Genomic DNA, 18,094 nt, shown 5'->3' with positions numbered 1-18,094 from the left:
GGCGCGGACAGCTGGCTCAGCCCACCCAGAGCGCCAGCGACAGCATCGCCAGCAGCAGCATCCACAGCACCACCGCGCGCCACACCAGGCCGATGGCCGACTGCAGCGTGCGCACGCCCGGCTCGGCGCCGAACTCGGGCGCGGCCGGCTCGGGCTCGCTGTCGTCCTCCATGCCGGGGGCGTAGTCCACCGCCGGGCCGGCCATGCTGATGCGCAGCACCACGGCGGAATCCTCTTCCGCCAGCGGCACGCCGAGGCGCACGCCGAGCGCGCCGCCGCCGCTGGCCAGCAGGATGCCGTTGACGGCATCGTTCCACTTGCGCGCGTGGTTGCGCCAGGCGTAGACCGCGTCCTCGAAATTGCCGACGATGGCAAAGCCCACCGCGGTCAGCCGCGACGGCACCCAGTCCAGCAGGTAGAACGCGCGCGCGGCGAAGCGCCCGAGCGCCGGGCTGCGCTCGGTGGAAGGCAGGTTCCAGTGGCGCGCCAGGTATTCGGCGATGCGGTACAGCACCACGCCACCCGGGCCGATCGGCACCAGGAACCAGAAGAACACGCCGAACACATGCCGGTGCACCGCCACGATGGCGGCTTCCAGCGTGTGGCGCACGATCTCGGTGACGGGCATCTCCACGGTGTCGAGCCCGGTCCACTGGTGCAGCAGCGCGCGCGCGCGCGGCAGGTCGTCGCGGTTCAGGGCCTCGTGGATGTCGGTGAAGAAGTGGCTGAACTGGCGAAAGCCCAGCGTGAGGTAGAGCAGCAGGACGTTCCATGCCAGCGTCAGCGCCACGCTGATGGACGCCAGCAGGTAATGCACGATCACCACCGCCAGCGTGAGCGGCAGCACCACGGTGCACCAGGCCAGCGCGGCATCGCGCGGGCGGCCGGTGTCGAAGGCATGCTCGGCGCGCTCGGCAAGCACGCGCACGATGTCGTAGATCGGATTGTTGCGGCCCAGGGCACGGAACTGCTCGGCGATCAGCGCGAGGAGAACGGATACAAAAGTCATCTCTGGTCTGGGGGTCGTAGGCCTGGGCGCGCCCGGAGCGGCATGTGCCGGCCCGGGCGCTTATCTATAGCGAGAAGATAGCACACGGCAAACCCGCCAAGACAAAGCCCCGCGCGGCCGCCGCGACGATGGCGGGCTGCGGGGCTTGCCGGGCGCGCCTGTTGCGCGAGGCGCGCGACAGGCGCGAGGCGCGCGCCGGGCCTCAGGGCAGGTCGAACACCAGCACCTCGGCGCCGCTGCCGCCGGACAGGCTCACGGCGTCCTCGCCTTCGATCCTGGCGGCGTCGCCGGCCTCGAGCGCGCGGCCGTTGACCGTGACGCGGCCGCGCGCCACGTGCACATAGGCGCGCCGCTGCGGCGCCAGCGCCAGCGTGGCGGACTCGTCGCCGTCGAACAGGCCGGCATAGAGGCGCATGTCCTGGTGGACCACCACCGAGCCGTCGGCGCCGTCGCGGCTGCCCACCAGGCGCAGGCGGCCGCGCTTGTCGGCGGCCTCGAAGTGCTTTTCCTCGTAGCCGGGCTGCAGGTTGGCCTGCTCCGGCAGCACCCAGATCTGCAGGAAATGCGTGGTGTCGTGCGCCGCGTGGTTGTACTCCGAGTGCCGCACGCCGGTGCCGGCGCTCATGCGCTGCACGTCGCCCGGGCGGATCACGCTGCCGTTGCCCATGCTGTCCTTGTGGGCCAGTTCGCCTTCCAGCACGTAGCTGATGATCTCCATGTCGCGGTGGCCGTGCGTGCCGAAGCCCATGCCCGGCGCGACGCGGTCCTCGTTGATCACGCGCAGCGGTCCGAACTGGACGTGCTGCGGGTCGTAGTAGTCCGCGAAGGAGAAGCTGTGGTAAGACTGGAGCCAGCCGTGGTCGGCATATCCGCGTTCGCCCGCCTTTCTGATTTCAATCATTTTGACGGCCCTCCTTGAGGCCACATCGGCGGGAAAACTCACAAAGACCGAGTTCCTGCCTTGCATTACGTTTCGATGCTAGGCAGTTTATGGCGGCAGGAGTATATTGGGCAGGACGATCTTAGTAGCATTCATTCAGAATTTCTGAACATGGCTCTCTCACTAGAATCCCTGGAAGTCCTGGACGCCATCGAGCGCAAGGGCAGCTTCGCCGCGGCCGCCCACGAGATGGGCAAGGTGCCCTCGGCGCTGACCTACGTGGTGCGCAAGCTCGAGGAAGACCTCGACGTGCTGCTGTTCGACCGCCGCCGCCACCGCGCCGAGCTGACCCCGGCCGGGCGCGCCCTGCTCGACGAAGGCCGCCACCTGCTGCACGCCGCCGACGACCTCGCGCGCCGCGTCAAGCGCCTGGCCACCGGCTGGGAAGCCACGCTGACCATCGTGGTGGACGACCTCATCAACTTCCGCGCGCTGCTGCCGGTGATCCAGGATTTCTACGCCGAGAACACCGCCACCCGGCTGCGCTTCGCCAAGGAAGTGCTGGGCGGCGCCTGGGACGCGCTGGTCAGCAACCGCGCCGACGTGGTCATCGGCGGCGCCTACGACGCGCCCAGCACGCAGGGCTTCCAGGTGCGGCCGCTGGGCACCATGCCCTTCGTCTTCGCCGTGGCCGCGCATCACCCGCTGGCCAGCGAGGCCGGCCCGCTCACCACCATCCAGATCGCCAAGCACCGCATCGTGGCGGTGGGCGACACCTCGCGCAACCTGCCCGCGCGCACGCACGGCGTGCTGGCCGGGCAGGACGTGCTGGTGGTGCCCACCATGCGCGACAAGCTCGAGGCGCAGATCCGCGGCCTGGGCTGCGGCTGGCTGCCGGCGCCGATGGCGCAGCCCTTCATCGAAAGCGGCGTGCTGCAGGCGCGCGAGACGCTCGAGGTGCGCGCGCCCGGCAACTTCAAGGTGGCCTGGCGCACCAGCACGCGCGGCAAGGCGCTGCAATGGTGGGCCAGCAAGCTGGAGGACCCGCGCCTGGCGCAGGCACTGCTGCAGCAGCTGCCGGGACAACCCGACTGACCGCCGCCGCCCTTCCGCCCGCACCCCGATGACGTTCCAAGCTCCGGACCCGGCGCCCGGCTACCGCGGCCGCTTTGCGCCCTCGCCCACCGGCCCGCTGCACATGGGCTCGCTGGTCACGGCGCTGGCCAGCTGGCTCGACGCGCGCTCGCACCGCGGCCGCTGGCTGGTGCGCATCGAAGACATCGACTACCCGCGCTGCGTGCGCGGCGCCGACCGGCAGATCCTGGACACGCTGGCGCGCCTCGGCCTGCATGCCGACGAGCCGCCGCAGTGGCAGAGCCGCCGCGAGATGCTGTATGCCGAGGCGCTGCGCCGGCTCGACGCCGGCCACCACACCTACCCGTGCGGCTGCTCGCGCAAGGAGATCGCCGACTCGCTGCTGCACGCGCGCGAACGCCACCAGACGCTCGGTTATCCCGGCACCTGCCGCGACGGCCTGCACGGCAAGCCGCCGCGCGCGTGGCGCGTGCGGGTGCCCGACGGCGACGCCGCCGTGATCTGCTTCGACGACCGCTGGCAGGGACGGCAATGCCAGGACCTCGCCACCGAGGTCGGCGATTTCGTGCTGCGCCGCGCCGACGGCCTGTGGGCCTATCAGCTTGCCGTGGTGGTGGACGACGGGCAGCAGGGCATCACGCACGTCGTGCGCGGCGCGGACCTGCTCGACTCCACGCCGCGCCAGATCCACCTGCAGCATCTGCTCGGGCTGCCCACGCCGTCATACCTGCACGTGCCGGTGGTGACCAACGCCGACGGGGAAAAACTCAGCAAGCAAAGCGGCGCCGAGCCCGTCGACGCGATGGCGCCGCTGGACGCGCTGCGCGCGGCGGGCGCGCACCTGGGCCTGGCGAGCGGAGCGGATGCGGTGGAAAGCTGGCTGGCCGAGGCGACGGCCGGATGGCAGGCGCTGCTCGGACGGCTGCGCCGGAACGACTGAGACTGGCCGGCGGCCCGCTGCGCGCGGGCCTCGCCGGATGTGCTTGCTGGATGTGCTCGCCGGTTGTGTCAGACCGGCCGTGTCAGGCCAGATGCGGCTCGCGTGGGCGCGGCGCACCCCGGCGGATCAGGACTTGCGCGGCACGCCGCCCAGCAGGGCCGCGAGCGGGCGCTTCGGCGCGGGACGGCCGCGGCCGAACGCGGCGGCATTGTTGTCCACCGCCTCGGGCTGCGCGGCGGCGCCGCCACTCGGCTCGTAGGGCCGCGAGAAGAACGGGTCGTCGGACGGACGGAACGCATTGCGCGAGCTGGCCGGGTCGTGCCGGCGCGGACGCGGCTCCCCGTCGTCGCCGTTGCGGGGGCGGCGCACGTCGGCGCGCCCATCGGCACGCGCGTCGGTGCGGCTGTCGGTGCGGCCATCGGCACGCCCATCGGGACGGCCGCGGCGGCGCTCACCTTCGTCAGCGCGGGCACGGGAGCCGGTGGGATCGAAACCGTCGAGCGTGCCGCGCGGGATGCTGCGCTTGAGCAGCTTCTCGATGTCCACCAGCAGGCGCTCGTCGCTGGGCACGTAGATCGACAGCGCGTCGCCGCTGGCGCCGGCGCGGCCGGTGCGGCCGATGCGGTGCACGTAGTCCTCGGCGCTGAACGGCAGGTCGAAGTTGATCACGCACGGCATGTCGGGGATGTCCAGACCGCGCGCCGCCACGTCGGTGGCGACCAGCGCGTCGATGGTGCCCTGCTTGAAGCCTTCGAGCGTCTGCATGCGCTCGGTCTGGGTCTTGTCGCCGTGGATGGCGGCGGCGTTGATGCCTTCGCGCTCCAGGTGGCGGGCCAGCCGCGAGCAGCCGATCTTGCTGTTGACGAAGACGATGCACTGGCGCGACAGGCCTTCGCCGGCGCGCTTCTTCAGCAGGTGCACCACGGCGGCCTGCTTGTAGCCGTCCTCGACCTGGAACACGGACTGGCGCACGTTCTCGTTGGCCGAGTTGCTGCGCGCCACTTCGATCGTGACCGGCTGGCGCAGGTAGCTCGACGCCAGGCGCTTGATCTCGGCGGAGAAGGTGGCCGAGAACAGCAGCGTCTGGCGCTGCGCCGGCAGCAGGTTGATGATGCGCTGCAGGTCGGGCAGGAAGCCCATGTCGAGCATGCGGTCGGCCTCGTCGAGCACCAGCATCTGCACCTGCGACAGGTTCACCGACTTCTGCTGCACGTGGTCGAGCAGGCGGCCCGGGGTGGCCACCAGGATTTCCACGCCGCGGCGCAGAGCCTCGGTCTGCGGGTTCATGTCGACGCCGCCGAACACCACCGTGCTGCGCAGGTCGGTGTGCTTGGCGTAGCGGGCCACGTTGTCGTAGACCTGGTCGGCCAGCTCGCGCGTGGGCGTCAGCATCAGCGCGCGCACCGGGTGGCGCGCCGGCGACGCGCTGGCGCTCGACAGCGGCAGCAGGCGCTGGATGATCGGCAGCGCGAAGCCGGCGGTCTTGCCGGTGCCGGTCTGGGCCGCGCCCATCACGTCCTTGCCCAGCAGCACCACGGGAATCGCCTGCGCCTGGATCGGCGTGGGCTTGGTATAGCCCTGCTCGGTCAGCGCGCGCAGGATGCGCGCGTCGAGCCCGAAGCTGTCGAAGGTGATCTCTGGGGTGGTCTGGTCGGCTGAGGTGGTCTGGCCGGCGGTCTCGGTGGTCGTAGTCGTCATGGTTTCCGTGTCTTGCAATAGGCGAACCCGGCGCCAACGGACACGCGTCTTGAACCGAGCGGGGTAGATCTGCGCATGGATTCGGGGCCCGGCCGGACGACATCATCGCCGCCGCTTGCCGCGCTGCCAGTGCCTTTCGCGGGGGAATTCTCCCGCGAGATCAATAGCTCATGTAAATCAAAGACTTAGATTGTAGCACCAGAGCCCCTCGGATGGGTAGTGCGGGTGTGGCGTATCAGGCAGTCTAGGCAAGGCGGATTTCAGGCGCGTGTCAGCGGGCCAGGCAGCCCGGCGCGGGCGCGGTACAGCGCGCGGCGCAGAAGAGCGAAGCCGTGCCGCGCGCGCTGAAGCGCCCGATGGCGACACGCAGGCGCCGCCATCCGCGCCCCATCGGCCCCATCGCGCGCTTGCCGCTTACCGGCGTCGGCATGCCGCACGCTTATTGCGCGCGCTCCACCAGCGACGCGAGCACCGTCTGCAACGGCACCGTGCCCTTGCGCGTATCCGCCTCGGCGGCTTCGAAGCGGATCCAGCCGGCATTGAAGCCGTCGAGCATCTGCATGCGCGGCAGGGGATTGTTCATGCCTTGCGCGCGGAACAGGGCTTCCCAGGTGTCGCGCGGCACCACCTGCGCCCGCACCTCGCGGCCCAGCACCGCCGCCAGCGCGGCGGCCTGCTCCAGCGGCGTGACGCGGCGCGGGCCTTCCAGCTCCACCACGCGCGTGCCCTCCCAGGTCTGCTGCAGCAGCTCCGCCGCGACGCGGCCGACGTCGGCGGTCGCCACCATCGGCACCGGCCGGTCCAGCGGCTGCAGGAAGCTGGCCATCACGCCGCTCGCGCGCGCCGGCTCGATGTCCCACTGCGCGTTCTCCATGAACCAGCCCGCGCGCAGGAACGCCACCGGCACCGGCAGCGTGCCCAGCTCGCGCTCCATATGGGAAAGCTGCTGCAGCAGGTTGGGCTCTCTCGCCTGCGCGCCGATGGTCGACAGGCACACCACGCGCGGCGGGCGGGCGGCCAGCAGCGCTTCGCGCAGCGCCGCCACCACGCGGCGCGACTCCGACAAGTCCGGCGACGGATCGAACACCGGCGGCAGCAGCACGAACACGCCCTCGGCGCCACTGAACGCGCCCCGCAGCGCCTGCGCGTCGCCCATGTCCGCCAGCGCCACCTCGCAGCCCTGCGCGGCCCACTCGGCACCCTTGTGCTCCGAACGCACCACCGCGCGCACGTCCCTGCCCGCGGACAACAGCGCGCGCGCCAGCACGCCACCCACTTGTCCGGTAATCCCAGTCACAGCAAACATCGTCATCTCCGGTCGGTTGCGGCGCCTGCCGCGGTGACTGGATTGTGGTCGGCGGCGCGGGATTTCGCGATAACATGACCGGCACTTGATTGATGACTGCGGAGCATCGATGAGCTTCGACGAGCGCATCCTGGACGGCATCGGCGTGCTGCTGGCGGTGGTCGACAACGGCGGCTTCGCGCGCGCCTCCGAGACGCTGGACATGACGCAGTCCGGCGTCAGCCGCGCCATCGCGCGGCTCGAGGCGCGACTCGGCATCCGCCTGTTCGACCGCACCACGCGCTCCGTCACCCTGACCGACGACGGCCGCCGCTTCTACGAGGAAATGCTGCCGCTGCTGGCGCAGCTCGAAGAAACCACCGCCTCCGCGGCAAAGGGCGTGAGCGCCGTGCGCGGCCGGCTGCGCGTCAACATCGACCCGCTCTTCTCGCGGCTGGTGATCGCCCCGCGCCTGGGCGCGTTCGTCGAAGGCCATCCCGACCTCACGCTCGACCTAGTCACGCGCGACAACCTCGGCGACATGATCGGCGACGGCTTCGACCTCGCCTTCCGCTTCGGCTTTCCGCGCGCCTCCACGCTGGTGGCGCGCAAGCTGCTCGACATCCCCGTGCTGACCGTGGCGGCGCCGTCCTACCTCAAGCGGCACGGCGCGCCCGCCACGCCGGCCGACCTCGAAAGCGGCGCCCATGCGTGCATCCACTTCCGCGACCCCGAGACCGGCCGGCCCTTCCAGTGGGAATTCCATCGCGGCGACGAGCGCATCCTGATCCAGGCCAAAGGCCGGCTGACCGTCAACGACGTCGGCACCATGCACAGCGTGTGCATGGCCGGGCACGGCATCGCGCAGATCCTCCAGCTCGGCGCCGAAAGCCTGCTGGCCGAAGGCCGGCTCGTGCCGGTGCTGGCCGACTGGCCCGACGAGCGCTTCCCGCTGTACGCGCTCTACCCGTCGCGGCACCACCTGCCGGCCAAGGCGCGGGCCTTCATCGACTTCGTGGCGTCATTGTGCGAGCGCTAGCGCGCTGCGCGCGCCAAGCGGCGGCGGCATAATCGACGTCCCGGCTTCCACCCCCGCCGCTCCAGAAGGACTAACGACGTGCCATTCATCCTCGCCGGCCTCGCCCTGATCGGCGCCCTCATCTACGGCGCGGTCCGCCTCTACGCCACCGTGGCCGCCCTGTCCGGCCCGCTCGCCGGCGCCGCGGCCGTCGCCGCCGGCGCGGCGCTGCTGGCCGCGCTGGCCGCCGGCCTGCTGCGCCGCTACCGCGCCATCCACGGCAGGAAAGTCGACGGCGAACGCATCGTGGCCGTGGCCGGATCGTGGGGCAGCCTGCGCATCGAAGCCGACAACAAGCGCGGCTACCTCGACCTCGGCGGCCAGCAGGCGAAATTCCTGTTCGCGGACATCGCCGGCGCCGCGGCAGCGGACAACGGCGGCACGTGGATGCTGGGCCTGGCGCTGGAGCACAATGCGCAAGCCCGCTGGGACATACCGATGGCAAGCCGCAAGGAAGCGCTGCGCTGGGAGAAGATCATCGGGCTGGCGGCGGCGCAGAGGTTGTAGGCGGGGGGCTTGCCGTGCTTGCCGAGCCCCGGCTTCTCCGCCACGGCTCGGAGAGCGAGCGAGGGAGCAACCGCTTTCTGTTGTGAACGTGCGGGCGACCATCTGGGCCGGCTACGGCGAGCGCCTTCTTGAATTCAGGTCGCCATCCGGCGCGGCATGCCGTTGCCCGTGCAGTGCTTGCATCCCCGGGCCTGTCGTGCCGCGCCGCCAGGGAAATTTGCCTGCATGGCAAACACAAAAGACAAAGGGTTTGCAGGCATTACCCCGCAAACCCTTTGGCACATTGGTGGGCCTCCCGTGAGTCGAACACGGCACCAACGGATTATGAGTCCGCTGCTCTAACCAGGCATGAGCTAGAGGCCCTGGAAAGTCAGACCGGCGCGCTGGGCGCGCTCCGGTCAGCTACCTTCGAGGAAACTCTTGAGCTTGTCGGAGCGGCTCGGGTGGCGCAGCTTGCGCAGTGCCTTGGCTTCGATCTGGCGGATCCGTTCGCGGGTGACGTCGAACTGCTTGCCGACTTCTTCCAGCGTGTGGTCCGTGCTCATTTCGATGCCGAAGCGCATACGCAGCACCTTGGCTTCGCGCGGCGTGAGCGAGTCCAGCACGTCCTTGACGACGTCGCGCATGGAGCCGTGCAGCGCCGCCTCGGCCGGGGCCAGCGTGTTGGTGTCTTCGATGAAGTCGCCCAGGTGGGAGTCGTCGTCGTCGCCGATCGGCGTTTCCATGGAGATCGGTTCCTTGGCGATCTTCATGATCTTGCGGATCTTGTCTTCCGGCATCTCCATCTTCTCGGCCAGCGTTGCCGGATCCGGCTCGTTGCCGGTTTCCTGCAGGATCTGGCGCGAGATGCGGTTCATCTTGTTGATCGTCTCGATCATGTGCACCGGGATGCGGATGGTGCGCGCCTGATCGGCGATCGAACGGGTGATGGCCTGGCGGATCCACCACGTGGCGTACGTGGAGAACTTGTAGCCGCGACGGTATTCGAACTTGTCCACCGCCTTCATCAGGCCGATGTTGCCTTCCTGGATCAGGTCGAGGAACTGCAGGCCGCGGTTGGTGTACTTCTTGGCGATCGAGATCACGAGGCGCAGGTTGGCCTCGGTCATTTCACGCTTGGCTTCGCGGGCGCGCTTCTCGCCTTCGGACATCTTGCGGTTGACGTCCTTCAGTTCCTTGAGCGGCAGCACCACGCGCGCCTGCAGGTCGATCAGCTTCTGCTGCAGTTCGTGCACGGCCGGCACGTTGCGCTCGACGATGGTGCTGTAGCCCTTGCCGTCGTCGATGATGGTCTGGATCCAGTCGAGGTTGGTCTCGTTGCCCGGGAAACGGGCGACGAAGTCCGCGCGCGGCATGCCGCACTTGTCGACCACGATCTTGAGGATGGAGCGCTCGAGCTTGCGCACTTCGTCCACCTGGCCGCGCAGCGTGTCGCACAGGCGCTCGACGTTGCGCGCGGTGAAGCGGATGCTCATCAGTTCGGCCTGGATGGCTTCCTGGGCCTTGACGTAGGCCTTGGACTTGTAGCCTTCCTTCTCGAACGAGCGGCGCATCTTGTCGAACTGCTCGGCGATCACGCGGAATTTCTCCAGCGCGGCCTGCTTCAGTTCTTCGAGCTGGCGGGCCGAGGCGGCCAGGCCGCCGGCATCGTCGTCCTCGTCTTCGTCGGATTCCTCGTCGTCGTCCGATTCCACGTCCTCATCGTCGGCCGCGGCCGCCGCGACCGGCGCGCTGGCGGCGGCGGGCACGTCTTCGGCGTTGGGGTCGATCAGGCCGTCGACGAATTCGTCGATCTTGATCTCGTCGCTGGCGACGCGCTCGGCCAGGGCCAGGATCTCGGAGATGGTGACCGGGCAAGCCGAGATCGCCATGACCATGTCCTTCAGGCCGGCTTCGATGCGCTTGGCGATCTCGATTTCGCCTTCGCGCGTGAGCAGTTCCACCGTGCCCATTTCGCGCATGTACATGCGCACGGGGTCGGTGGTGCGGCCGAACTCGGAGTCCACCGTGGACAGCGCGGCCTCGGCTTCTTCCTCGGCTTCTTCCTCGCTGGTGGCCGACGGTGCGTTGTCGTTGAGCAGCAGGGTTTCCGCGTCGGGCGCCTGTTCGTAGACGGCGATGCCGATGTCGTTGAGCGTGGCGACCAGGGTGTCGATCGTCTCCGAATCGACCATGTCGTCCGGCAGGTGATCGTTGATTTCCGCGTAGGTCAGATAACCACGCGACTTGCCCAGCTTGATCAGCGCCTTGAGCTTCTGGCGGCGCGCTTCCAGTTCTTCCTCGGTGCCCTGCTGGGTCGAGGCGAATTCCTTGAGCAGGGCCTTTTCCTTGGCCTTGCGGTCACGGGCTTTCTGCTTTTCGGTCTTGGGCGCCGCGGTGGCAACGGGTGCTGCCGCGGGCATATCGTCTTCGTAAAGCTCTTCAGTCACGTCGTCTGTGGTGCTGTCGTCGTGCTGCATGCCGGCCTTGGGCTTGCGGCCACGCTTCTTCGGCTCCGGCTTGACTGCCGGAGCGGCGGGACGCTCGGATGCAACGGGGGCGGAAGTGGTGGCGGGCGCCTTGGCCTCCGACGCGGCGGCGGCCGTCCTGGCCGTTCCGGTCTTGGCGCTGGTCGCTGCCGTTCGCTTGCTCTCGACTTCGGTAATCTGCTGTTTCGCCACGGTGATACTCTTGCCTTTCACTGGTACAGATGCGGCGTGCATGCCGCTTGCATTGGCGCTATTGCCGCTCTCGCGTGCCGAAGTCGAGGGCCTCAAATTTTCGGATAGACGGGTTCCGGAGGAAGTGCTCGCTGCGGGCGCCTTGGCGCTCCGAGCGGTCTTAGCTGGCACAGGCTGGGCGGGCGTCCTGACTGACGCGGCTGACTTCGCAGCCGCCGTTGATTTCACGGACGCCTTGCCGCTCCCCGCTTGGGGAGCTTTAGTGGAAACCTTTTCGGTTGCTTTGGCCTTTGCCATTGGCACGCTCACTTTCACCAGAACTGGAGAGAAAGATTTCGCTATCCAAACCGGCTATTGTAGCACGTTGCAGCTAGCCGGCTTCCCAACAGGTGAGGTTTTCACCTGAAAAATCAAGGCTTAAGCTCAATACCGCCGGGCCAAGCCTCCATCTCTGCTTCACAAATCCACCGCCATGCCCGCTGCGGCGCACCTCGCGCCGCGCGCCGGGCCAGCCTTCAGCCCAGCTGCCGGCGGCGGTTGATCTCGCTGACCAGCCAGCGCATGCGGCTCTTGGCGGCCTCGTCGGCCGTGCCGGCGATCACCGCCGCCTGCAGGCCGTCGAGCTCGCGCCGCAGCGGCTCGGCCAGCAGCTTGGCGATGGCCGCCTCGAATTCCTGCCCCGCCGGCTCTTCCTCGATCTCCTCGCGCAGTACCGCGGCCCGCACATTGGCGTAGACCTCGGCGTGGGGCGACTGCGCCAGGTGCTCGCTGAACGCGGCGAAGTTCACCTCGCCCCGCAGTTCGTCGCAGGCGGACACCAGGTGCGTCAGGACCTCGGCGCCGGCCTGCTCGTCCTCGAGCAGCAGCACGCGGCTGTCGGCGTCGAGCCGGGCCGACAACTGCGGATAGCACATCAGCAGCTGCAGCACGCGCTGCTCCAGCCCGGTCGGCGCCTGGCGCTTGGCGCGCGGCCGCGGCTGGGCGAAGCGGCCCACCCGCGCCGGGTCGCTGACCAGGCCGCAGACCGCCTCGATCTCGGCCGGCGTGGTGCCGGTGGCGTCCGCCAGCTCGCGCACGATCTGCAGCCGCAGCCCGCCGGCCGGCATGGCCTGCAGCAGCGGCTTGGCCTCGTACTGGGCGCGCGCGCGGCCTTCGGGCTGGCGCAGGTCCTGGCCTTCGGCCACCACCTGCAGCAAGAAGCGCGACAGCGGCATCGCATCGCGCACCTGCGCGGCGAAGGCATCGGTGCCCTGCTCGCGCACGTAGCTGTCCGGGTCGTGCTCGGCGGGCAGGAACAGGAAGCGGATGGTCTTGTTGTCCGCGATATAGGGCAGGCACGCTTCCAGCGCGCGCCGCGCGGCGCGGCGCCCGGCGGCGTCGCCGTCGAACGAGAACACCACGGCGTCGGTCTGGCGCAGCAGCTTCTGCACGTGCACCGCCGTGCACGCGGTGCCGAGCGTGGCCACCGCGTTGGCAAAGCCGAGCTGGGCCAGCGCCACCACGTCCATATAACCTTCGACCACCAGAACGTAGCCGGTTTCCCGGATCGCGTGGCGGGCCTCGAACAGGCCGTACAGCTCGGTGCCCTTGCTGAACAGCGGCGTTTCGGGCGAATTCAGGTACTTGGGCTCGCCCTGCCCCATCACCCGCCCGCCGAAGCCGATGACCTGGCCCTTGGTGCTGCGGATGGGGAACATGATGCGGTCGCGGAAGCGGTCGTAGCGGCGCGGCTTGCCGTCGGCGTCGCGCTTGTCGCTGCTTTCGATCAGCAGGCCGGCTTCCACCAGCGGGCCGGCGATGGCGTCGTCGCGGTAGCTGCCGAACACGGCTTCCAGGCCCTGCCAGTCGTCGGGCGCGTAGCCGAGCCCGAAATTCGCCGCGATCTCGCCGGTCAGCCCGCGGCCCTTGAGGTACTGGACCGCCTGCGGGGCGCCGCGCAGCTGCTTGCGGTAGAAATCGGTGGCGCGCGTCATGGCCTCGGACAGCGCCAGCGAGCGCGCCTGCTGCTCGGCGCGCTGGGCCGGCGGCAGGCGGTCGCGCTCCTCGGGCACCGACAGGCCGACCGACTGCGCCAGCTCGCGCACGGCGTCGGGGTAGGACTGCCCGGAATACTCCATCAGGAAGCCGATGGCGGAACCATGCGCGCCGCACCCGAAGCAGTGGTAAAACTGCTTGGTCGGCGACACGGTGAAGGACGGTGACTTCTCGTTGTGGAAGGGGCACAGCCCCATGAAGTTGGCGCCGCCCTTCTTCAACTGCACGTATTTGCCCACCACATCGACAATGTCGACACGGTTGAGCAGGTCCTGAATGAAGGATTGCGGAATCACCCGGCTTGTCGTCCTCGTGCCGGAACGCCCGTCGGGGGCGGGCGGCGGCGATATGATCGTGTTGGAAGGCGTGACCGGAACTGCGCTTTCCCGGTCCCTAACAATACATTGTAGTGCAGACGCAACGGATTGCAGGCAGTTCCGGTGAGGGATGTCCGGCGAAAGCAGCGCAAGACAGACTTTCATGCCGGCGGGCGGCGCAAAGGCCGCCCGCGAAACCCATGCCACCCGTCACCGGCAATCACCGACAATCACCGGCAGGCGCCGGCGTACGCTCAGCGCGGCGCCAGCGCGGCCTTGACCAGGCCGGACACCGCGGTCATGTCGGCGCGCCCGGCCAGGCGGGGCTTGAGCACGGCCATGACCTTGCCCATGTCCTGCGGGCCCGCCGCGCCGCTCTCGGCCACGGCCTTCTGCACCTCGGCCGCCACTTCGGCGTCGGACAGGGCTGCCGGCATGTAGACCTTGAGCACTTCCACTTCCGCGCTTTCCTTGTCGGCGAGGTCGGTGCGGCCGGCCTGCTGGAACTGGCTGATGGAGTCCTTGCGCTGCTTGATCAGCTTGTCGATCACGGCCTGCACGGCGGCGTCGTCGAGCTCGATGCGCTCGTCCACTTCCCGTTGCTTGATGGCTGCCAGCAGCAGGCGGATGGTGCCGAGGCGCTCGGACTCGCGGGCGCGCATGGCGGCCTTCATGTCTTCGCTGATACGGGCTTTGAGGGACATGGCTATCTTCCAGAAATAGTGATGCGGGGCGCCACGCGGGCGCCAATGCAAAAACCCGCCGGAGCCTTGCCCACAGCGGGTTCTGATGCGAAGAACGAAGCAGCGTTCAGTACAGCTTCTTCGGCAGCATCTGGCTGCGGATGCGCTTGTAGTGGCGCTTCTCGGCAGCGGCCTTCTTGCGCTTGCGCTCGGCCGTCGGTTTTTCGTAGAACTCGCGAGCCCGCAACTCGGTGATCAAGCCGTTCTTTTCGATGGTGCGCTTGAAACGACGCATGGCGACTTCAAACGGCTCATTGTCTTTAAGGCGGATGGTAGTCATTGCTGAAATAAGTAGCAGTGGCAGTGCCGCGGATGAACGCAGCGGTTGAGCGGTCTTGCGAGGGTTTTACGAAAACGCCAAGTCTATCACAGCTTTTGTCAAGCCCGCATTGCAGGAAATCCCCCTATCGGGGCTATGGCGCCGCCGGCGCGGACGCGCGTGCCATTTCCGCCACAGAGCGGCCCGCGGCCACGCCGGACGCCCAGGCCCACTGGAAGTTGTAGCCGCCCAGCCAGCCGGTCACGTCGACCACTTCGCCGATGAAATAGAGGTTCGGCACCGCGCGCGCCATCATGGTGGCCGACGACAATGCCCGCGTGTCCACCCCGCCCAGCGTGACCTCGGCCTTGCGGTAGCCCTCGGTGCCGGACGGCACCAGTTCCCAGCGGTTGAGCGCCGCGCCGAGCCGGCGCAGGGCCTTGTCGGGCATGTCGTGCAGCGGCTGGGCGCCGTTCAGGCCCGCCGCCGCGCACCAGGCATCGGCCAGCCGCGCCGGCAGGCGCTCGGCCAGCAGGTTGGCCAGGTGCCTGCGGCTGGTGCCTTTGTGCTCGAGCAGCCAGTCGCTGGCGTCGGCGCCGTCGAACAGGTCGATGGCGATGGGCGTGCCGGGGCGCCAGAAGCTGGAAATCTGCAATACGGCGGGGCCGGACAGCCCGCGATGGGTCCACAGCAGGTCTTCGCGGAAGGCGCCGGCGGCCTTGCCGCTGCCAGTGGCGATGTCGACCTCCATCGAGACCCCGGCCAGCGGCGCGAACGGCGCCCAGCCCTGGCCGTCGAAGGTCAGCGGCACCAGCGCGGGGCGCGTCTCGACCATGCCCAGGCCGAACTGGCGGGCGATGCGGTAGCCGAGGTCGGTGGCGCCGATCTTGGGGATCGACAGGCCGCCGGTGGCCACCACCAGCGCGCCGGCGCGGATCGGCCCCTGCGTGGTCGCCAGCAGGAAGTCGTCGCCTTCGCGGCGCACTTCCTCCACGCCGCAGCCGGTGCGCCAGGCCACGTTGCCGGCGCCGCACTCGGCGCGCAGCATCTCGATGACCTGCTCGGCGCTGTCGTTGCAGAACAGCTGGCCGCGGTGCTTTTCGTGCCAGTCGATCTCGTGGCGCCGCATCAGGCCGAGGAAGTCCTGCGGCGTGTAGCGCGCCAGCGCCGAGCGGCAGAAGTGCGGGTTGGCGGACAGGTAGTTGGCCGGCCCGGCCTGCAGGTTGGTGAAGTTGCAGCGGCCGCCGCCGGAGATGCGGATCTTCTCCGCCAGCCGCGTGGCATGGTCGACCAGCACCACGCTGGCGCCGCCCTGGCCCGCCACCGCGGCGCACATCATGCCCGCGGCGCCGGCGCCGAGCACCGCCACGTCGAAGCGCGCGGCGCGCGCGCCGCCCGGCGCGGCTCCCGTGGTGTGCCTGCTGCTCATGTCCGTCCTGCCTGCTGAAGAAGCGGCGATTGTAGCGAAAAGGCGGCGAAAGGCCGCGGAAGGCGGGGCCGGCGCCGCTGTGCTACCCTGCTGGCCTTGCGCCAGCGCGCCGGCCGGACGGCCCGCGCGCCGGCGCCAACCGATTGATTTGCCGGCCCGCTTCCGGGCCGGCGCTGCCTGTTCCCATGCTTGTCCTCGGCATCGAATCCTCCTGCGACGAAACCGGCCTGGCCCTCTACGACACCACGGCCGGCCTGCTCGCGCACGCGCTCCATTCGCAGATCGCCATGCACCGCGACTACGGCGGCGTGGTGCCCGAGCTCGCCTCGCGCGACCATATCCGCCGCGTGCTGCCGCTGCTGCGGCAGGTCCTCGGCGAGGCCGGCCGCACCCGCGCCGACATCAACGCGATCGCGTTCACGCAGGGCCCCGGCCTGGCCGGCGCGCTGCTGGTCGGCGCCTCGGTCGCCAACGCGCTCGGCTTTGCCCTCGACGTGCCGATGCTCGGCGTGCATCACCTCGAAGGCCATCTGCTGTCGCCGCTGCTCACGCGCGATCCGCCGCCGTTCCCGTTCGTCGCGCTGCTGGTCTCCGGCGGCCACACGCAGTTGATGGAAGTGCGCGGCATCGGCGATTACGCGCTGCTCGGCGAGACCCTCGACGACGCCGCCGGCGAGGCGTTCGACAAGACCGCCAAGCTGCTCGGCCTGAGCTATCCGGGAGGGCCGGAAGTCTCGCGCCTGGCCGAGTTCGGCACGCCCGGCGCCTACGCGCTGCCACGGCCGATGCTGCATTCGGGCAACCTGGATTTTTCGTTCGCCGGCCTCAAGACCGCGGTGCTGACGCAAACCCGCAAGATGGGCAACGTCTGCGAGCAGGACCGCGCCAACCTCGCGCGCGCGTTCGTGGACGCCATCGTCGACGTGCTGGCCGCCAAGTCGATGGCCGCGCTCAAGCAGACCGGGCACCGCAGGCTGGTGGTGGCCGGCGGCGTGGGCGCCAACCGGCAGTTGCGCGAGCGGCTCGACCAGCTCGCCGCGCAGAAGAAGATCGAGGTGCACTACCCCGACCTGGCGTTCTGCACCGACAACGGCGCGATGATCGCCTTCGCCGGCGCGATGCGCCTGCAGGCCGCGCCGGAGCTGGCGCGGCACGACTACGGCTACGGCGTGACGCCGCGCTGGGATCTGTCGGACATCCGCCTGCCGGCGTAGCCGCAGGCACCCGGGCGCGCCGCCGGCGCAAGGCCGGCGGCGGCAGCCCGGATCAGGCGACGCGCTTGTCGCGCTCGATCACGGCGTAGGCGCTGTGATTGTGGATGGACTCGAAGTTCTCCGCCTCGAGCACGTAGGCCACGATGCGCTCGTCCGCGTTGAGGCGCATGGCGATGTCGCGCACCAGGTCCTCGACGAACTTCGGGTTTTCGTAGGCGCGCTCGGTGACGAACTTCTCGTCCGGCCGCTTGAGCAGGCCCCACAGCTCGCACGAGGCTTCTTCCTCGGCCATGCGCACCAGTGCCTCCACCGGCAGGTCGCCCGCCAGCTCGACGTTCATGGTGATGTGCGAGCGCTGGTTGTGCGCGCCGTACTGCGAGATCTTCTTCGAGCACGGGCACAGGCTGGTGACGGGCACCAGCGCCTTGAGAAACACCTTGGCCGCGCCGCCGCGCACTTCGCCGACCAGCGTAACCTCGTAGTCCATCAGCGACTGCACGCCCGACACCGGCGCGACCTTGTTGATGAAATACGGGAAGGTGACTTCGATGCGGCCGGCCTCGGCTTCGAGCTTGAGCAGCATCTTGTCGAGCAGGCGGCGAAAGCCGGCGAGCTCGAGCGGCTCGCGCTCTTCCTCGAGCAGCGCCACGAAACGCGACATGTGCGTGCCCTTCTGGTCCGCCGGCAGGTGCACGTCGAGGTTGAAGGTGCCCACGGTGGCCTGCACGCCGGCCGGGGTCTTCAGCGACAGCGGATAGCGCACGCCCTTCACGCCGACCCGCTGAATGGGGATCTGGCGGGTGTCGAGGCTCGACTGCACGTCGGGCATCACGAAGGCGGGATTGATGTCATTCATACCGGATTCCTAGGTTTCCTCTACGGTCGCGGCATTTTTCGCAGACAACACTGCCGCGCAACGAGTGTGAAACCGCGGGCGACGGCAACC

16 protein-coding genes and 1 tRNA gene are annotated in these 18,094 nt (G+C 69.2%); 6 read left to right on the top strand and 11 right to left on the bottom strand.

Annotated elements, in window-relative coordinates; all coding sequences use genetic code 11:
• Positions 1-16 precede the first annotated feature (16 nt).
• Both KF708C_RS07155 and KF708C_RS07150 read right to left on the bottom strand, forming a co-directional pair.
• A complete protein-coding gene (locus KF708C_RS07155; protein WP_020200846.1) occupies positions 17-1,009 on the bottom strand; it encodes a CobD/CbiB family protein in 993 nt (330 codons plus the stop codon).
• A gap of 202 nt (positions 1,010-1,211) precedes the next feature.
• Complete coding sequence (locus KF708C_RS07150) at positions 1,212-1,910, bottom strand: pirin family protein (RefSeq protein WP_020200847.1); 699 nt, start codon at positions 1,908-1,910, stop codon at positions 1,212-1,214.
• A gap of 150 nt (positions 1,911-2,060) precedes the next feature.
• On the opposite strand from KF708C_RS07150, the gene KF708C_RS07145 reads away from it, so the two are divergent.
• A complete protein-coding gene (locus KF708C_RS07145; protein ID WP_020200848.1) occupies positions 2,061-2,984 on the top strand; it encodes a LysR family transcriptional regulator in 924 nt (307 codons plus the stop codon).
• Between the two features lie 28 nt (positions 2,985-3,012).
• On the top strand, positions 3,013-3,924 hold the full coding sequence (gene gluQRS, locus KF708C_RS07140; protein WP_059411308.1) for a tRNA glutamyl-Q(34) synthetase GluQRS: 912 nt from the start codon (positions 3,013-3,015) through the stop codon (positions 3,922-3,924).
• Positions 3,925-4,050: 126 nt separating this feature from the next.
• Here the strand turns inward: gluQRS and KF708C_RS07135 are convergent, their stop codons facing one another.
• A complete protein-coding gene (locus KF708C_RS07135) occupies positions 4,051-5,622 on the bottom strand; it encodes a DEAD/DEAH box helicase (RefSeq protein WP_020200850.1) in 1,572 nt (523 codons plus the stop codon).
• Between the two features lie 439 nt (positions 5,623-6,061).
• Positions 6,062-6,928: an NmrA family NAD(P)-binding protein gene (locus KF708C_RS07130; RefSeq protein ID WP_059411307.1), complete on the bottom strand. Its 867-nt coding sequence runs from the start codon at positions 6,926-6,928 to the stop codon at positions 6,062-6,064.
• Between the two features lie 109 nt (positions 6,929-7,037).
• Between KF708C_RS07130 and KF708C_RS07125 the strand changes: the two genes are divergently transcribed.
• Both KF708C_RS07125 and KF708C_RS07120 read left to right on the top strand, forming a co-directional pair.
• Positions 7,038-7,946: a LysR family transcriptional regulator gene (locus KF708C_RS07125; RefSeq protein WP_059411306.1), complete on the top strand. Its 909-nt coding sequence runs from the start codon at positions 7,038-7,040 to the stop codon at positions 7,944-7,946.
• A gap of 78 nt (positions 7,947-8,024) precedes the next feature.
• The gene (locus KF708C_RS07120; RefSeq protein ID WP_059411305.1) at positions 8,025-8,492 is read left to right on the top strand and encodes a hypothetical protein; all 468 of its coding nucleotides are present in this window, start codon (positions 8,025-8,027) and stop codon (positions 8,490-8,492) included.
• A 284-nt stretch (positions 8,493-8,776) separates the two neighbouring features.
• Here KF708C_RS07120 and KF708C_RS07115 read toward each other — a convergent pair.
• Positions 8,777-8,855, bottom strand: a tRNA-Ile gene (locus KF708C_RS07115).
• A 35-nt stretch (positions 8,856-8,890) separates the two neighbouring features.
• Complete coding sequence (rpoD, locus tag KF708C_RS07110; RefSeq protein WP_231401529.1) at positions 8,891-11,194, bottom strand: RNA polymerase sigma factor RpoD; 2,304 nt, start codon at positions 11,192-11,194, stop codon at positions 8,891-8,893.
• Between rpoD and KF708C_RS36635 the strand changes: the two genes are divergently transcribed.
• Positions 11,193-11,558, top strand: coding sequence for a hypothetical protein (locus KF708C_RS36635; protein ID WP_029043164.1), 366 nt, complete (start codon positions 11,193-11,195; stop codon positions 11,556-11,558). The genes rpoD and KF708C_RS36635 overlap by 2 nt on opposite strands.
• A 109-nt stretch (positions 11,559-11,667) precedes the next feature.
• On the opposite strand, the gene dnaG is transcribed toward KF708C_RS36635, so the two are convergent.
• The 4 genes from dnaG to KF708C_RS07085 all read right to left on the bottom strand — a co-directional run bounded on the left by dnaG (position 11,668) and on the right by KF708C_RS07085 (position 15,934).
• Positions 11,668-13,482 (bottom strand): DNA primase, encoded by a 1,815-nt coding sequence (dnaG, locus tag KF708C_RS07100; RefSeq protein ID WP_059411304.1) that lies wholly within the window; start codon positions 13,480-13,482, stop codon positions 11,668-11,670.
• Positions 13,483-13,757: 275 nt separating this feature from the next.
• Complete coding sequence (locus KF708C_RS07095) at positions 13,758-14,207, bottom strand: GatB/YqeY domain-containing protein (protein ID WP_020200878.1); 450 nt, start codon at positions 14,205-14,207, stop codon at positions 13,758-13,760.
• Between the two features lie 106 nt (positions 14,208-14,313).
• Positions 14,314-14,526 (bottom strand): 30S ribosomal protein S21, encoded by a 213-nt coding sequence (gene rpsU / locus KF708C_RS07090; RefSeq protein WP_017226050.1) that lies wholly within the window; start codon positions 14,524-14,526, stop codon positions 14,314-14,316.
• Between the two features lie 133 nt (positions 14,527-14,659).
• Positions 14,660-15,934 (bottom strand): NAD(P)/FAD-dependent oxidoreductase, encoded by a 1,275-nt coding sequence (locus KF708C_RS07085; RefSeq protein WP_059411303.1) that lies wholly within the window; start codon positions 15,932-15,934, stop codon positions 14,660-14,662.
• 185 nt (positions 15,935-16,119) lie between these two features.
• Between KF708C_RS07085 and tsaD the strand changes: the two genes are divergently transcribed.
• Positions 16,120-17,148 carry a tRNA (adenosine(37)-N6)-threonylcarbamoyltransferase complex transferase subunit TsaD gene (tsaD, locus tag KF708C_RS07080; protein WP_059411302.1) on the top strand — a complete coding sequence of 343 codons (1,029 nt, stop codon included), beginning with the start codon at positions 16,120-16,122 and terminating at the stop codon, positions 17,146-17,148.
• Positions 17,149-17,200: 52 nt separating this feature from the next.
• On the opposite strand, the gene folE2 is transcribed toward tsaD, so the two are convergent.
• The gene (gene folE2, locus KF708C_RS07075; protein WP_020200882.1) at positions 17,201-18,004 is read right to left on the bottom strand and encodes a GTP cyclohydrolase FolE2; all 804 of its coding nucleotides are present in this window, start codon (positions 18,002-18,004) and stop codon (positions 17,201-17,203) included.
• Between the last annotated feature and the right edge of the window lie 90 nt (positions 18,005-18,094).

Origin of the sequence: Cupriavidus basilensis (genome assembly GCF_000876015.1) — a bacterium.
Classification (GTDB): Bacteria; Pseudomonadota; Gammaproteobacteria; order Burkholderiales; family Burkholderiaceae; genus Cupriavidus; species Cupriavidus basilensis_B.
This window is presented reverse-complemented; position numbering and strand designations above follow the sequence as displayed.

Excerpts from the sequence above, each read along its gene's own strand:
- KF708C_RS07155 (WP_020200846.1), bottom strand. The coding sequence starts at position 1,009 with ATGACTTTTGTATCCGTTCTCCTCGCGCTGATCGCCGAGCAGTTCCGT.
- KF708C_RS07150 (WP_020200847.1), bottom strand. The coding sequence starts at position 1,910 with ATGATTGAAATCAGAAAGGCGGGCGAACGCGGATATGCCGACCACGGC.
- KF708C_RS07145 (WP_020200848.1), top strand. The coding sequence starts at position 2,061 with ATGGCTCTCTCACTAGAATCCCTGGAAGTCCTGGACGCCATCGAGCGC.
- gluQRS (WP_059411308.1), top strand. The coding sequence starts at position 3,013 with ATGACGTTCCAAGCTCCGGACCCGGCGCCCGGCTACCGCGGCCGCTTT.
- KF708C_RS07135 (WP_020200850.1), bottom strand. The coding sequence starts at position 5,622 with ATGACGACTACGACCACCGAGACCGCCGGCCAGACCACCTCAGCCGAC.
- KF708C_RS07130 (WP_059411307.1), bottom strand. The coding sequence starts at position 6,928 with ATGTTTGCTGTGACTGGGATTACCGGACAAGTGGGTGGCGTGCTGGCG.
- KF708C_RS07125 (WP_059411306.1), top strand. The coding sequence starts at position 7,038 with ATGAGCTTCGACGAGCGCATCCTGGACGGCATCGGCGTGCTGCTGGCG.
- KF708C_RS36635 (WP_029043164.1), top strand. The coding sequence starts at position 11,193 with ATGCCGCTTGCATTGGCGCTATTGCCGCTCTCGCGTGCCGAAGTCGAG.
- rpoD (WP_231401529.1), bottom strand. The coding sequence starts at position 11,194 with ATGCACGCCGCATCTGTACCAGTGAAAGGCAAGAGTATCACCGTGGCG.
- KF708C_RS07095 (WP_020200878.1), bottom strand. The coding sequence starts at position 14,207 with ATGTCCCTCAAAGCCCGTATCAGCGAAGACATGAAGGCCGCCATGCGC.
- rpsU (WP_017226050.1), bottom strand. The coding sequence starts at position 14,526 with ATGACTACCATCCGCCTTAAAGACAATGAGCCGTTTGAAGTCGCCATG.
- KF708C_RS07085 (WP_059411303.1), bottom strand. The coding sequence starts at position 15,934 with ATGAGCAGCAGGCACACCACGGGAGCCGCGCCGGGCGGCGCGCGCGCC.
- tsaD (WP_059411302.1), top strand. The coding sequence starts at position 16,120 with ATGCTTGTCCTCGGCATCGAATCCTCCTGCGACGAAACCGGCCTGGCC.
- folE2 (WP_020200882.1), bottom strand. The coding sequence starts at position 18,004 with ATGAATGACATCAATCCCGCCTTCGTGATGCCCGACGTGCAGTCGAGC.